Source organism: Rothia koreensis, from assembly GCF_052232265.1.
In the GTDB taxonomy this organism is placed as follows: Bacteria; Actinomycetota; Actinomycetes; order Actinomycetales; family Micrococcaceae; genus Rothia; species Rothia koreensis.
Window position 1 is genome coordinate 62,221 of sequence record NZ_CP197643.1, and the last position, 13,626, is coordinate 75,846.

The following is a 13,626-nucleotide window of genomic DNA, read 5'->3' on the forward strand; positions in this document are numbered from 1 at the left end:
GGACCATGGCCGGCCTGGGGGTCGTCCTTCCCCTGCTCGTCCTCGTGGCGTGGCACCTGCTCTCGACCACCGGCGTCTTCACCCCGATTCAGCTGCCGAGCCCGTCGAAGGTCGCGGCTGCGGGCATCGAACTGATGCGCCGGCACGAGCTCTGGCAGCACGTCGGTATCTCGACCCAGCGCGTGATCCTGGGCTTCGTGATCGGCAGCGCGCTCGGGCTCGTGATCGGTGCCCTGATCGGCCTCTCCCGATGGACCCGCATCCTTGCCGGGCCGACCATCGGCGCGATCCGCGCGGTCCCATCTCTGGCTTGGGTCCCGCTCATGCTCCTGTGGGTCGGCGTCGGTGAGAATTCCAAGGTGATCCTGGTGGCGATCGGCGCTTTCTTCCCGGTCTACACCACGGTCGCGGGGGCCCTGAAGCACGTGGACCACCACTTGATCGAAGCGGCTCGGTCCTTCGGCATCCATGGGATCAGGCTCTTCACCACGGTCCAGTTGCCGGCGGTGATGCCGTCCGTGGTCTCGGGGCTCCGGCTGGCCCTGGCCCAGGCCTGGCTCTTCCTGGTGGCCGCGGAACTGGTCGGTGCCTCGATGGGCCTCGGTTTCCTCCTGACCGATTCGCAGAGCAACGGCCGCACCGACCGTCTCATTCTGGCGATCATTCTGCTGGCAATACTGGGCAAGATCACCGATGCCCTGATAGGAATCTTTGAACGATGGACTCAGCGCCGGTGGGGCACCGCCCCGGCCGCGTCGTAGAGCATCCGCAACGGATAGGAACGATCATGACTCTTCCGAAGAACTTCGTGTTCTCCGACCCACACTCCCCGACCCCGAACCCGGCGGAGGAATCCGACGACGCCCGGGTTGCCTTCTGGGAGAAGCAGGCCGCCCGCCTCGACTGGGCCGAGCCGTGGCACACCGCGCACCGGTTCGAGAGGCCGCGCATCGTCGGCACGGACGACGACGGCCTCCCCGAATTCAGCGTCCCCGAGATCGCCTGGTTCGACGGCGGAAAGCTGAACGCGGCCTACAACTGCGTGGACCGACACGTCGAGGCCGGCCGTGGCCAGCACGTGGCCCTCTATTTCGAGGGCGAACCCGGCGACCGCGAGGTGTACACCTACGCTCGGCTCAAGGACGAGGTCTCCCGAGCCGCCAACGCCCTGCTGTCCCTGGGCGTCGGGAAGGGAGATCGAGTCGTGATCTATCTACCGGTGATCCCGGAGACCGTGATCATCACTCTTGCCTGCGCGCGCATCGGCGCTGTGCACTCCCTCGTGTTCGGTGGTTTCTCCGCCGAGGCGCTCAGGTTCCGCGTCGAGGACACCGGGGCCAAGGTCCTGGTCACCACGGACGGACAGAATCGACGCGGACACGTGGTTCCGGTCAAGCAGAACGCCGACGACGCGTGCGCCGGCGAGAACTCGATCGAGCACGTCGTCGTCGTGCGCAGAACCTCCCGACCCGGACGCAAGACCCCCGCTGGGGTTCCCCTGTCCCCCTCCGACAAGGGCTTCCGCTCCAAGGACGAGCAGGCCGTTCCGTGGACGCCCGGGCGCGACGTCTGGTGGCACGACCTGCTCGAGGCATCCTTCACGGTCCACGAGCCGGAATTCTTCGACGCCGAAACCCCGCTGTTCATCATCTACACCTCCGGAACCACCGGACGACCCAAGGGCCTCGTGCACACGACGGGCGGGTACCTGACTCAGACTGCGTACACCCATGCGCTCCTGTTCGATCTGCTTCCCGAGACCCTGGACGAACAGGGCGAGGTGCGCCCGGACGAGTTGTCCGCCGAGAACGACATGTCCAAGGTGGATTCGACCGTCCACTGGTGCACGGCCGACCTGGCCTGGGTCACGGCCCACACCTACGAGATCTACGGACCACTGCTCAACGGCGTCTCCGAGGTGATTTACGAGGGGACCCCCAACACCCCGCATTTCGGGCGCCACTTCGAAATCATTGAACGCTACGGGGTCACCAACTACTACACGGCGCCGACGCTGATTCGCTCTCTCATGGGCGCCTTCCCGAACGGTCTGCCCGCAAGCTACAACCTGGCCTCGGTCCGCCTCCTCGGATCTGTCGGCGAATCCATCAACCCTGAGGCGTGGCGCTGGCTTCGGGACAATGTCGGCAACGGAGAGGTTCCGTTCGTCGATACGTGGTGGCAGTCCGAGACCGGTTCGACCGTGTGCTCGCCGCGGCCCCACGACCCCCAGTTCGCGCCGGCCGGAACCTTTCCGGACCATGCACCGCACACGAGGACCAAGCCGGGGTGCGCCACGCGCGCCGTCCCCGGCGTCTCGACCCGCGTGGTAGACGAGAACGGCGACGACGTACCCGCCTCGACCCAGGGATTCATCGTGGTGGACGGGATCGGCCCCTCGATGGCGCGAACCGTGTGGGGGAACCCCCAGCGGTACTTGGACTCGTACTGGAAGCACTACGGCGAGCGCGGCTGGTTCCTGGCCGGGGACGGGGCCAAGGTCGACGAGGAAGGCGACACCTACATCCTGGGGCGGATCGACGACGTCATCAACATCTCCGGACACAGGCTCTCGACGATCGAAATCGAATCGGCCCTGGTGACGCACCCGACGGTCATCGAGGCCGGGGTCTGCCCCGTGGAGGACGAGCTCACCGGCCATGCGGCGATCGCCTTCGTGACGATCACGGACCCTGAGAACCTCGACGAGGCCGGGTTGCGCGACGCGCTCCGCGCCCACGTGACACGAGAGATCGGGCCGATTGCCAAGCCGAAGGACGTCGTCGTGGTTCGTGACATTCCCAAGACGAGGTCGGGGAAGATCACCCGCCGCCTTCTGGGCGAGCTGTACCAGGGACGGGACCTGGGAGACCGCTCCTCGCTGCAGAACGAGGAAGCCCTGGATCACATCGCCGACGTGCTCACGCGACGCCGAGCAGTCTGAGTCCGGCGCACACGGCCATCCCGAGGATCACGCAGATCAGGAGCGGAACCTTCACGATGGCGGCCACGATCCCGACCGAGGTGCCAATGATGCGTGAGGGGCCGGCGAGATCCTGTCCTTCGAAGACCATCGTGGTCGCGGCGACCGCGCAAATGAGAACCACGGTGGCCCGGTCCATCCAGAGCCGGGCCACTGTGGGCTCCTCGGAGTCTTCATCGGTCCCGGACAGTGAACCGATGCGCACGCCCACATAGCGGAGAAGGTACGTGCCGACCACGAGCCCTGCCAGGGCCACCAGGAAAGGAAAGACACTCATACTTCGCTCCTCTCGAGCGTCCTGTCGCTGCGGCGCAAGCGATTCTTGGTCCACAGGAAGGAGGCGGCGGGAATCAGGACCACGAGCGAGGCAACGGCACCGAGACCCATAGGCAGCACCGGAGTGGCCGCCACGGCCAGGACGGCGCCGCCACCGGCCATGATGGCCAGGAGAGGATTCTTGAGATCCTGGACGACCAGGCAGAACAGAATGATGGGGAACGCGGCGTCGAGACCGAGGGCATCGGCGTCCACGACGGAACCGAGCAACTGGCCGAGGGCCGCACCTCCGACCCAGGCCGGGAAGAGCAGAATGGCCATGAACACGAAGTGCTGCCACCTGGCCTGTCTGCCTCTGACGGAGCGAGCGAAGGCAATGGTTTCGTCGTTGACGAGGTGAGAAGCCAGAAGCCGGCGCCACCCTCGCGGAACATATTCGCCCGCGCTCAGGCCGAAGGCGAAGTTGCGGGAGTTGACCAACAGACCCCCGAGGACGGCGAATACGGGAGCACCGCCCGCGGCAATGACACCGACGAACGTCAGTTCGGCGGCCCCGCCGGTCGCGAGAGCGGCCAGCAGAACGGTCTGCCACAGCGCGAAGCCCGAGGACTGCGAGAGCGCGCCATAGGACAGGCCCACCGCGGCGAGCGTCAGAAATATGGCCAGCGCGCTGCGTCGCTGGGTGGGGGCTATGGCCCGCGGGATCTTCCCGAAGACCGTTCTGTATACCGAACGCATGGTTATTATGGTGCCCCTCGGTGAGAACGTTCGTCAAACCCTACAAACGTCCAATATATTGGAGACATGAATTTCGACGTCGAGCATCCCGGCACGCCCGATGCCCCCGAGGAATCGGAGGCACAGAAACTCCGGATGGCACAGGCCCTGCAGAGGGAACGCGCCCGCCATGGGCTCAGCTTGAGCGAGGCGGCGAAAAGAGCCGGAGTCAGCAAGTCGACCCTCTCCCAGCTCGAGGCGGGAACCGGAAATCCGAGCGTAGAGACCATGTGGGCGCTCGCGACGTCGTACGGCGTGCAGCTTGCCCAGCTCCTCGACCCGCCAAGGGGCCGCATCTCCCTGGTCAGGCTCGAAAACCTGCCCCAGTTGCCTTCGTCCAACGCGAGCTATTCCGCGGCGCTCTTGTCCGCCGGGCAGACCGGCCAGCGGCGCGACGTCTACTTGATCAGCGCCGAACCCGGCCGTGCCCGGGAGTCGAACCCCCATCAGACGGGAACGGTCGAGCACATCGTCCTCGCCTCCGGGAAAGCCCGCGCCGTGTGCGACGGCGAGGAGGCCATTCTGGAGCCGGGAGATTTTCTGACCTTCGCGGGCGACCTCGAGCACAGCTTCGAGGCGCTCGAACCGGGCACGCGCGCCGTCTACGTCATCGACAGCTGATCCGCGGCTCGGCGGTCACTCGGGGTGCTGCTCACCCCGTGTTTCGACGAACTGATTGCCGTCCCAGTGGTGATCTTTCGATATGCCGTCTTCGTCAAAGGTCAGCGTGGGCTCGCCCGAAGGGTCGATTTTCAGCGAAGCGTTCTCGAACGCGTTGGGCTCGCTCGGCAGCGACTCGTAGGAGTTGTAGCCCTGATCCGTGGGCGTCAGGACGGTGACGCCGCCGTTGTAGCTGAGGTACACGTTCCCGTACTTGTCGACGTTGGAATTGTTCTCGAGGTTCCACGTGTCCAGATTGGGTTCTCCCACCGGCCTCGTACCGAACCAGAGAAGCTGCCGGTCGGTGTCCTCCACGTATCCCACGGATTTGCCCTTCTGGTACAGGGCATAGGCCGCGCTCCCCCGCGGGGATTCCTGGTCGTCGGACTGCTTCTTCCAGTAAGGCACGACCGTCATGCCGCCGTACACGGGATGATCGACGTCGACGCTCCCGCCCTTGACGCATTCGTCGGCACAAGGATCATCGATTGTCTCGAGCTTTTTGGGCTTCCCCGACGAATCCTTCTCGGAGTTGTCCGACGGGGACGAGGAGTCCCCCGCGGGTTCGGACGACGACGCACTCGACTCCGCGGGAAGGCTCGCAACGCTCGAGTCACTGGTCGCGTCGGTGCATCCTGTCGTGGCCCATGCCGACAACGCCAGGATGAGCAGACACGCCCCGGTTCTGTTGTATTTCGTCGACACCACCGTTCCACATCCTCCACCGCTTGACCGGCAAGCCGGAATGCTTTTACTAAGAATTTCAACGACGGGGTGCCAAGTCAACGCTTCGACCCGAGACGACGGGGGTTCGACGGAATATGACCCGGGCGGGTGTGGCCTCAGTAACCGAGGCGGGCGTTCTCCAGCACGGGTATCGCGGTGCGAGCCTTTTCGACCACGTCGAGATCCAACTCCACAACGCGCATTTCCTCGTCCTCACCGAATGAGGCGATCGTCTGGCCGAACGGATCCGAGACGATGCTGTGTCCCACCCCGGTCGGGGCCTTGGGGCTGACCTGCACGCCCGAGACCTGGGGGTCCGCCTGGTCCACGGCCACAACGATGTTATTGCTGTCCAGGGCACGGGCGCGTGCCAGGGACTCCCACTGTTCGACCTTTCCCGGGCCCGCACCCCAGGAGGCGGCGACCAGGCAGACCTGTGCGCCCTTGCGCGACATTTCGGCGAACAGCTTGGGGAATCGGATGTCGTAACACAGCGCGAGCCCCACCGGAACGCCGTCGACGTTGATCACGAGGGGGTCGTTGCCCGGAGCGACGTCATCGGATTCCTTGAACCCGAAGGCGTCGTACAGGTGGATCTTCGCGTAATCGAGTCGCTCTCCCGAGGGGGTGTAGGCGGCCAGGACATTGCGCACCTTGCCGTCGTCGGCAGGCGCGAATTCGCCCGTGACCACGGTGATCTCCTGCTCCGCCGCGAGCCACTGCATCTCGGTCTTCCACGTCTCGGCGTGTTGCACGGCGACGTCGTACAGCCGGCTCCCGAAGGCCGCCATGGTTGCCTCCGGGAAAACCACGAGGCCGGCCCCTTCTTCGGAAGCTCGGCGGACGCCGTCCTGAACCTTCCGAAGGTTCTCCGGGACGTTCTCGGTGCTGTTGATCTGCGCTACGGCGATCTTCATGGGTCTCCTTAGGGCTGGTTTCTCAGCACGAGCTTACGGTCATGCTCGCCGGCCCGCATCCATGACGACGCGAAAATTTTCATTCGGCGCCTTCGGGCTCGCCGCGGCACAGGGTCGCATCAGTCCACGAGCGTTCGCAGCACGTGGGCCGCGCCGTCGTCGTAGACCGAGGTCGTGACCTCGGAGGCGGCCTGTACGACCTCGTCCGGGGCCTGCCCCATCGCGATGCCGCGGGCGGCCCATTCGAGCATCTCGATGTCGTTGCGGCCATCGCCCATCGCGATCGTGTGCGCCGGATCCACTCCGAGACGCTTGCGGATCTGTTCCAGCGCCGACGCCTTCGAGACGCCGTGGGCCGCAATGTCCAGCCAGGGGGTCCAGCCGACCGAGTAGGTCACTCCGTGCAGGCCGACCTCGTCGATGATGCGGGCGAACGAGTCGATGTCCGTTTCGGTCGAGAACACGACCACGCGAACGGCCTCCATGTCGAGCAGGTCCTCCAGGGAGACCGTCTGCGCCTCCATGCCGAAGCTGCGGTCCTGGAAGTGGGCGGTCGAGAAGAAGGATCCGTCGGCGGCCTCGAGGGCAAATTTTGCGTCCGGCAACTTCTCGCCCAGCGCCGCGAGCGCCTTCGCGGGCTTGAAGGTCACGGCGTCGACGATCTCGTACCCACTCGGGTACCGCGGATCGATCTCCAGGGTGACGCCGCCGTTGGAGCTGACCGCGTACCCGGTGCCCATGCCGGCGAGCTCCACGATCGGCAATGTGGCGCCCTTCGAGCGACCGGTCGAGACGACGACGTGGTGCCCTTCCTTCGCCACGGCGCGTACCGCGTGCTTGACGTCTTCCGTCATGTGGCCGTCGTGGTCGACGAGGGTGCCGTCCACGTCGAGGGCCACCAAATACTTCACCCCTGCTTCTTTGTGCCAGCGCTCCTGCACCGGCGGGCGAACTGTTTCTTGAGTCATCAATTCCATGCTTTCATCTGATCCACCCGGTATAACGGGTGCGTGCCGATTCAGCGAATCCGCGATGAATCGGCGGTTAAAGTGTTCTGTCCAAAATACGCGTCGCCGCCCGGCCGTACGCGGACCCGGTTCCTCATGGAGCCCGTGGTCCGGACGAGCGGGCGGCGTGCCGGCACCATTCCTACTTCTGGGTGACCGCGGGAATCACGTCCATCCCACCCATGTAGGGGCGCAACGCCTCCGGGACCCGAACCGATCCGTCCTGCAGCTGGTGCGTTTCGAGAATCGCAACCAGCCACCGGGTGGTTGCCAGCGTCCCGTTGAGGGTCGCCACCGTGCGGGTGCCGCCCTTCTTGGTCTTTCCGTTGGGCCCGACGACGTCGGGCTTGCGCTCACGGATGTTGAGCCGCCTGGCCTGAAAAGTGGTGCAGTTCGAGGTCGAGGTCAGTTCTCGGTAGGTTCCCTGGGTCGGGATCCAGGCCTCGCAGTCGAATTTGCGGGCGGCCGAGGAACCGAGATCACCCGCGGCGGTATCGATCACGCGGTAGGAGAGGCCGCATTTGGTCAGCATCTCCTCTTCCCATGCCAACATCTTCTCGTGCATCGCCTCGGCTTCTTCCACCGGGCAGTACACGAACATTTCCGCTTTGTTGAACTGGTGGACGCGGATGATGCCGCGGGTGTCCTTGCCGGCGGAGCCGGCCTCTCTCCTGTAACACGTGGACCAGCCCAGATATTTCCGGGGGCCCGACTCGAAGTCGATGATCTCGTCCGCGTGGTACCCCGCAATGGCCACCTCGGAGGTTCCCACGAGGTACAGGTCGTCTCGTTCCAGGCGGTAGATTTCGTCGTCGTGCTTGACGTTGAAACCGGTTCCGGCCATGGTTTCGGGGCGAACCAGGGTCGGTGTGGTGAGCATCGTGAAACCGGCCTTGGTCGCCTGGTCGAGGGCCATCCACAGCAGCGCCTGTTCGAGCCTCGCGACCGCGCCCTTCAGGAAATAGAACCGTGCCCCGGAGACCTTGGCACCGCGGGCCATGTCGATGCCATCGAGAAGCTCCCCGATCTCGAGGTGGTCACGCGGTTCGAACCCCTCGGAGGCAAAGTCCCTGGGCTCCCCCACGGTCTTGAGGGTCACGTAGTCCTCTTCGCCGCCCGTCGGAACGCCGTCGATGATGAGGTTCTCCATGCGCGACAGGAGTTCATCCTGTCTCGCCTGGGCTTCGTTCGAGGCATTCTCCGCGGCCTTGACCTTTTGGGCGAGCGTCTTGACCTCGGCCAGGAGGGTTTCCTTCTCCTCTCCCTGCGCCTGAGAGACCTTCTTGCCGAAGGACTTCTGCTCTGCCCGCAGGGATTCGAATTCATTGATCGACTGCCGACGTTGGGCATCGGCCTCGAGGATCTGGTCCACGAGCCCGACGTCGGACTGGCGGGCCCGCTGAGAGGCCCGGAACAGGTCTGGATTTTCGCGAAGAAGATTAATGTCGATCACGACCCCTAACCTACCGCAACGCCGACGAGGTTCCCACGTCGCAGGATCAGCCTGTGGACAACCTCTCGCGGTGGACAAAGAGGGATACGCTGGGTCCCATGAACAACTCCGACCTCGTTCCTCCTGCGCCGGAGACTCTGACGGCGCCGACCCTCGATGGCGAGACCGTCCGCCTGGAACAACTGCGTCCCGAACACTGCTCCGATCTGCAGGACGCCGTGCGCGACGGCGAACTGTGGAACCTCTGGTACACCCCGGTGCCCCGGCCCGACGGTGTTGCGGCCGAAATACGCCGTCGGCTGGACCTCCAGGAAAAGGGCTCCATGATTCCGTTCGCCGCGCGGCGCCTCTCGGACGGCAAGATCACGGGAGTGACCAGTTATTACGACCTGGACTGGTCAGCTCCGCGGGTGAGCATCGGTCACACCTGGAATGCCGCATCCACGCAACGGACCGGTTTGAACATCGAGTCGAAATTGCTTCTGCTGACCCACGCCTTCGACGTTCTCGAATGCATCAGCGTGCGCTTCGAGACCCACAAATTCAATCGGCAGTCCCGGCGGGCTGTCGAGGACCTCGGGGCCCAGCTGGACGGAATCCTGCGCAATCACCGCCGGATGCCCGATGGCTCCCTGCGCGACACGTGCTCGTATTCGATCGTTCGCGATGAGTGGCCCGCGGTGCGCAATCACCTGAACCACCGGCTCAAACGGTCGCGAGGCCGGTAACCTGGGGACCATGCGACCTTCCGGAAAAGCCCTGGGTGTGGTGGGCTTCCTGAGCCTGGCCGCAGCCGCTGCGGCCAGCGTCGTCACCTCGTGGCGCGGACGCCCTCCCGTACTGACACAACCCGTTCCGTGGCGGCCCCGCCTTGAGCCGGGCGTGCCGCGACAGGTGGGCGTGGTGTACAACCCCGCGAAGTCCCTGGCCCAGTTCTCCTGCGACGCACTGGCCCACGCGACACGCTCGATCGACTGGCCGGAGCCCAGGTTCTACGAGACCACCCCCGAGGACCCCGGCCGCGGAATGACCGAGCAGGCCGTTGAGGACGGGTGCGATTTGGTCATCGCGATGGGCGGCGACGGAACGGTGCGCCAGGTCGCCGGCGTCCTGGAGAATTCGACCGTGGGCATGGGCATCATCCCATTGGGAACCGGGAACCTGCTGGCACGGAACTTGGAGATGAGCCTCTCCGACCTGCACTCCTGCATCGATACCGCCTTGCACGGCCGACCGCGGCGCATCGACATGATCGGCCTCCAGGCAACACGCACGGACGGAACCCGGGACCACCTGACCTACCTGGTGATGGGCGGCGCCGGTTTCGACGCCCAAATCATGACCGACACCCGAGATGACCTGAAGTCGAAATTCGGGTGGCTCGCCTATGTGGAGGCGGGGTTGCGCAACCTGGTCTCCGTGCGGCATCCCGTGGTCATCCAGATCGACGACCAGGATCCGATTCGACGGAAGATCCGCTCGGTTCTGGTGGCGAACTGCGGGGAAATCACGGCGGGCCTCCACCTCGCGGCGGATTCCACGGCCGACGACGGCCTCCTGGAAGTCATTCTGATGACGCCGAGGAATCTCATCGGTTGGGCCTCGCTGACGAGCCAGGTCATTTCGAGGCGCAGGAACGGTCTGCCCGTGATCGAACACATCCACGGCAAGAAAGTGGTCGTCGATTTCGGAGCCAGTCCCCAGCCGGTCGAGCTGGACGGGGACTTGCTCGGAACCTATGGGCGCCTCGAGGCCGAGGTCAGGCCGGCCGTCCTGGCCGTCAACACGTACCCGGAGAACATCACGCCGTTCCGCAGCCTGGCCAACCTGCGCAGAACCGGCGCCTCGGGCTCACCGCGGTGGCGTTGGGGACGATTCGTCAGCTGAACGGGACGCGGAAGTGACGGCGGCCTCCTCGGAGCGCTTCTCCATCATGTCCTCGAAATGCCACTTCTCCGAGATGATTCCGGTGATGGTCATGCCCAGACCGACCGCGAGCAGGGGGACCGAACACAGCATCATGATCGGCGAGGCGATCTTCGCGCCGCTGTCGGCGTCCGTGTCCTGCCCCACCACGAGCGCCCAGATGCCGACGCCGTAGGCGCCCACAAAAATACCCAGGACGAGCATAATGACGCCCGCCTGCAACCAACCGGTAACTCGCATGTGGTCTCTCCCTCGTATTCGTCGCCCTTAAGTGTTCAGTATCCGCAAAATCGGGTCAAACGGAGCGTGTCCGCACGGCCCGTCGGACCGGGTCAGAGATTGTCCACCCACTCGTCCGCACGGGAAAAGGCCTCGTCCGAGTGGTGGGTGTCGAGGAGAGGTTCCTTGCCGTCGGCCCGAGGATAGGAGCCGAGGAATTTCACGCCCGGCGAGACCCGGTGCAGCCCACGCAGGGCGTTGCGCATTCTGAGGTTGTCCAGGTGTCCCTCGGCGTCGATCGAGAAGAAGTAGGATCCCAGCGCCTCACCCGTGGGTCGCGACTCAATGCGGGAAAGATTGACCCCTCGGGCGGCGAATTGTTCGAGGAGGCCCATCAGGGCGCCCGCGCTGTCCTCGGGCAGAGGGACCACCACGGTCGTCTTGTCGGCCCCGGTCGGTTCCGGCCGCGGCAACCCGTTGCGGGCCGCGGTCACCAGAACGAAGCGGGTGACCGCGTTGACGTTGTCGCCGATGTCGGTCGCCAGAAGGTTCAGTTCGGGGTGCTGCTCGGGAACGATCGGGGAGCACACGGCGGCGTCGTACCCCGGTGCCTCGTTGTCCAGGAAGGCGACCGCGGCCGCGGCCGTTGAGCTGGACGGGAGGTAGTCGACCTCGGGCAGCGCCTCGTCCATCCAGCCGCGGACCTGTGCCCACGCATGGGAATGGGTCGATACCACGCGCACGTCGTCGAGGGTTTTTCCCGGGGCCCCGATGAGGACGAAGCGGATCGGAACCAGGACTTCCCGGACAATCCGCAGGTCGTCGCCTGCCCCGATGGCGTCCAGGGTGGCCGTGACGCCGCCTTCGACAGAATTTTCGATCGGGACCATGGCGGCGTCGACCGAGCGGTCGCGCACCTTGGCCAACGCGGCCGGGACGGAGACCGAGGGGATGCGCTCGGCGTCATCGGCTCCGGGCACGGAAAGCAGTGCGGCCTCGGAGAACGTCCCCTCGGGCCCCAGGTAGGTGTACTTCATCGAATGGATTCTCCGCCTATCGAACCTGCGGGGGCTGACCGTTTTCGGAAACCATGGGCTTTTCCGCATCCTGCCATGCGCCCATGCCACCCACCACGTTGAAGGCGTCGAATCCGTACTGGTTGAGGTAAGCGGTGGCTCGGAGGGAGCGGCCTCCGCTGCGACAGATCACGAAGACGTCCTCGTCCAAGGGGATCTCGCCGTATCGCGCCGGAACCTGGTCCAGGGGAAGGTGCTGGGCCCCGTCGATGTGCCCCTCTTCCCACTCGTAGTCCTCGCGGACGTCGAGGATCTTGGCGCCCTCCGGGATGTCGTCGACTTTCACGTTCGGAACGTTCTCTTCCATGCTTGCTCCTCACCCGAGGCGGAGAACCGCACTCGTCGTTTGCTCTTCGTCCAACTTACCCCGCGACGCCGACGCACCACGAGGGCGCACGCCCCCCGTCCCGGATGGGGGAGAAATCTCGATTGGTCCCAGGATTCGGGACGACACGGGCCCAGTACTTGCCTTTTGCGTCACACTGAGTGTTACCTGCGGTCAAGACAGGCGACATTTCAGATTCGGAGGAACCGGTCATGGAGACGACACCGTGGATGGGAAGAGACGAGGGCCCGGGAGCAATCCACACCCGGTGGCACCACATGGTCTACGCCGGTCGGGTCCAGAAGGAAGACGACCCCAAGGGTCTCGCAATCTTCGGATTCGAGTCCCACGAGGGCACGATCCGGAACCAAGGCCGCCCCGGAGCGGCGAAGGGGCCGTTCCAGATCCGCCACGCCCTGGCCGAACTGGCCTTCCACGGTGGGCAGATCGTCCATGACCGCGGCAACGTGGCCGTGGACGGACACGACATGGAAAAGGCCCAGGCCGACGCCGCGGACAAGTTGGCCGAGATCATCCCCGAGCACAGAATGACGGTCGTTCTCGGCGGTGGTCACGAGACCACCTACGCGGCCTACTCCGGGCTCGCCGCCTCCGGCGAACTGAACGGCGTCAAGAAGTGGGGCATGATCAGCTTCGATTCCCATTTCGCGGTGCGCAACACACCCCAGCCCACCGCGGTCACCGCCGTCCGCCAGGTCATCACGGACGAGAAGAAGGCGGCACGCGACTTCTCGTGCAGCGTCGTCGGCGTCAGCGAAGTTTCCAACACCCGCGCCCAGTTCGAGCACGCGCGCGACCTCGAGCTTTCCTACCTCAAGGACGAGGAGTGCGCCGAATGCCGCATCCAGGACGTGCTCGAATTCGTGGACCGGCAGCTGGCGGACCTGGATCTCGTGTACCTCAGCGTGGACATGGATGTTCTGCCCGGCTATCAGGCGCCGGGGGTCAGTTCACCGTCGTCCCTCGGTGTGCCCATGATTGTTCTGCTGGAGGCCGTCAAGAGGATCGCCCAGAGCGGCAAGCTGGCGATCATGGACGTCGTCGGGGTCATCCCGGAGTTCGACTTGGATCATCGGACCGCCCGAGCGGCCGCTCGACTGATCGACCAGGCGACGCTGACGGCCTTCGGGCGCCCGGCCGCCGACGCCGCGGACACCCCGGAACATCGCGAGCTGCTGGCCGAGCGCCAGCGCGCACTCCATTCCCAGGGCCTGTCCTGACGACCCACGGGTCCCGACCCACCGTGGAGGCCACCGCAGT

Annotated in this window: 15 protein-coding genes; 6 read left to right on the forward strand and 9 right to left on the reverse strand. The window is 65.2% G+C overall.

What is annotated here, in order from left to right; translation table 11 throughout:
• Positions 1-5 precede the first annotated feature (5 nt).
• A complete protein-coding gene (locus ACTSLZ_RS00270) occupies positions 6-761 on the forward strand; it encodes an ABC transporter permease (RefSeq protein ID WP_129315298.1) in 756 nt (251 codons plus the stop codon).
• Between the two features lie 26 nt (positions 762-787).
• Positions 788-2,944, forward strand: coding sequence for an AMP-binding protein (locus tag ACTSLZ_RS00275; RefSeq protein WP_443095318.1), 2,157 nt, complete (start codon positions 788-790; stop codon positions 2,942-2,944).
• Here the strand turns inward: ACTSLZ_RS00275 and ACTSLZ_RS00280 are convergent.
• Positions 2,922-3,260, reverse strand: a complete 339-nt coding sequence (locus ACTSLZ_RS00280; protein ID WP_443095319.1) for an AzlD domain-containing protein — start codon at positions 3,258-3,260, stop codon at positions 2,922-2,924. The two genes, ACTSLZ_RS00275 and ACTSLZ_RS00280, sit on opposite strands and share 23 nt — an antisense overlap.
• A complete protein-coding gene (locus ACTSLZ_RS00285; RefSeq protein ID WP_129315231.1) occupies positions 3,257-3,997 on the reverse strand; it encodes an AzlC family ABC transporter permease in 741 nt (246 codons plus the stop codon). Before ACTSLZ_RS00285 ends, ACTSLZ_RS00280 begins: the two co-directional genes overlap by 4 nt.
• 66 nt (positions 3,998-4,063) lie before the next feature.
• Here ACTSLZ_RS00285 and ACTSLZ_RS00290 point away from each other — a divergent pair, with 66 nt between their 5' ends.
• On the forward strand, positions 4,064-4,657 hold the full coding sequence (locus ACTSLZ_RS00290; RefSeq protein WP_129315232.1) for a helix-turn-helix domain-containing protein: 594 nt from the start codon (positions 4,064-4,066) through the stop codon (positions 4,655-4,657).
• Positions 4,658-4,672: 15 nt separating this feature from the next.
• Here ACTSLZ_RS00290 and ACTSLZ_RS00295 read toward each other — a convergent pair whose 3' ends face one another.
• The 4 genes from ACTSLZ_RS00295 to serS form a co-directional block, all read right to left on the reverse strand.
• A complete protein-coding gene (locus ACTSLZ_RS00295; RefSeq protein WP_443095320.1) occupies positions 4,673-5,404 on the reverse strand; it encodes a hypothetical protein in 732 nt (243 codons plus the stop codon).
• 134 nt (positions 5,405-5,538) lie between these two features.
• A complete protein-coding gene (locus ACTSLZ_RS00300) occupies positions 5,539-6,339 on the reverse strand; it encodes a carbon-nitrogen hydrolase family protein (RefSeq protein WP_443095321.1) in 801 nt (266 codons plus the stop codon).
• 119 nt (positions 6,340-6,458) lie between these two features.
• Positions 6,459-7,307 (reverse strand): HAD family hydrolase, encoded by an 849-nt coding sequence (locus tag ACTSLZ_RS00305; RefSeq protein WP_238692347.1) that lies wholly within the window; start codon positions 7,305-7,307, stop codon positions 6,459-6,461.
• Between the two features lie 181 nt (positions 7,308-7,488).
• Positions 7,489-8,799, reverse strand: a complete 1,311-nt coding sequence (serS, locus tag ACTSLZ_RS00310) for a serine--tRNA ligase (RefSeq protein WP_436595299.1) — start codon at positions 8,797-8,799, stop codon at positions 7,489-7,491.
• Between the two features lie 98 nt (positions 8,800-8,897).
• On the opposite strand from serS, the gene ACTSLZ_RS00315 reads away from it, so the two are divergent.
• Positions 8,898-9,527, forward strand: a complete 630-nt coding sequence (locus tag ACTSLZ_RS00315; protein ID WP_443095322.1) for a GNAT family N-acetyltransferase — start codon at positions 8,898-8,900, stop codon at positions 9,525-9,527.
• A 10-nt stretch (positions 9,528-9,537) separates the two neighbouring features.
• Positions 9,538-10,686, forward strand: coding sequence for a diacylglycerol/lipid kinase family protein (locus ACTSLZ_RS00320; RefSeq protein ID WP_129315238.1), 1,149 nt, complete (start codon positions 9,538-9,540; stop codon positions 10,684-10,686).
• On the opposite strand, the gene ACTSLZ_RS00325 is transcribed toward ACTSLZ_RS00320, so the two are convergent.
• From ACTSLZ_RS00325 to ACTSLZ_RS00335, 3 genes are all read right to left on the reverse strand, one after another.
• Positions 10,651-10,965 carry a hypothetical protein gene (locus tag ACTSLZ_RS00325; RefSeq protein ID WP_178979303.1) on the reverse strand — a complete coding sequence of 105 codons (315 nt, stop codon included), beginning with the start codon at positions 10,963-10,965 and terminating at the stop codon, positions 10,651-10,653. The two genes, ACTSLZ_RS00320 and ACTSLZ_RS00325, sit on opposite strands and share 36 nt — an antisense overlap.
• Before the next feature lie 92 nt (positions 10,966-11,057).
• Entirely contained in the window at positions 11,058-11,981 is a 924-nt protein-coding gene (pheA, locus tag ACTSLZ_RS00330; protein WP_129315240.1) for a prephenate dehydratase, read from the reverse strand.
• A gap of 16 nt (positions 11,982-11,997) precedes the next feature.
• Complete coding sequence (locus tag ACTSLZ_RS00335; RefSeq protein ID WP_129315241.1) at positions 11,998-12,327, reverse strand: rhodanese-like domain-containing protein; 330 nt, start codon at positions 12,325-12,327, stop codon at positions 11,998-12,000.
• A 230-nt stretch (positions 12,328-12,557) separates the two neighbouring features.
• On the opposite strand from ACTSLZ_RS00335, the gene hutG reads away from it, so the two are divergent.
• Positions 12,558-13,586, forward strand: a complete 1,029-nt coding sequence (gene hutG, locus ACTSLZ_RS00340) for a formimidoylglutamase (protein ID WP_443095323.1) — start codon at positions 12,558-12,560, stop codon at positions 13,584-13,586.
• The last annotated feature ends 40 nt before the right edge of the window (positions 13,587-13,626 follow it).

Coding starts and splice junctions, on each gene's coding strand:
- ACTSLZ_RS00270 (WP_129315298.1), top strand. CDS start 6: ATGGCCGGCCTGGGGGTCGTCCTTCCCCTGCTCGTCCTCGTGGCGTGG.
- ACTSLZ_RS00275 (WP_443095318.1), top strand. CDS start 788: ATGACTCTTCCGAAGAACTTCGTGTTCTCCGACCCACACTCCCCGACC.
- ACTSLZ_RS00280 (WP_443095319.1), bottom strand. CDS start 3,260: ATGAGTGTCTTTCCTTTCCTGGTGGCCCTGGCAGGGCTCGTGGTCGGC.
- ACTSLZ_RS00285 (WP_129315231.1), bottom strand. CDS start 3,997: ATGCGTTCGGTATACAGAACGGTCTTCGGGAAGATCCCGCGGGCCATA.
- ACTSLZ_RS00290 (WP_129315232.1), top strand. CDS start 4,064: ATGAATTTCGACGTCGAGCATCCCGGCACGCCCGATGCCCCCGAGGAA.
- ACTSLZ_RS00300 (WP_443095321.1), bottom strand. CDS start 6,339: ATGAAGATCGCCGTAGCGCAGATCAACAGCACCGAGAACGTCCCGGAG.
- ACTSLZ_RS00305 (WP_238692347.1), bottom strand. CDS start 7,307: ATGACTCAAGAAACAGTTCGCCCGCCGGTGCAGGAGCGCTGGCACAAA.
- ACTSLZ_RS00315 (WP_443095322.1), top strand. CDS start 8,898: ATGAACAACTCCGACCTCGTTCCTCCTGCGCCGGAGACTCTGACGGCG.
- ACTSLZ_RS00320 (WP_129315238.1), top strand. CDS start 9,538: ATGCGACCTTCCGGAAAAGCCCTGGGTGTGGTGGGCTTCCTGAGCCTG.
- ACTSLZ_RS00325 (WP_178979303.1), bottom strand. CDS start 10,965: ATGCGAGTTACCGGTTGGTTGCAGGCGGGCGTCATTATGCTCGTCCTG.
- pheA (WP_129315240.1), bottom strand. CDS start 11,981: ATGAAGTACACCTACCTGGGGCCCGAGGGGACGTTCTCCGAGGCCGCA.
- ACTSLZ_RS00335 (WP_129315241.1), bottom strand. CDS start 12,327: ATGGAAGAGAACGTTCCGAACGTGAAAGTCGACGACATCCCGGAGGGC.
- hutG (WP_443095323.1), top strand. CDS start 12,558: ATGGAGACGACACCGTGGATGGGAAGAGACGAGGGCCCGGGAGCAATC.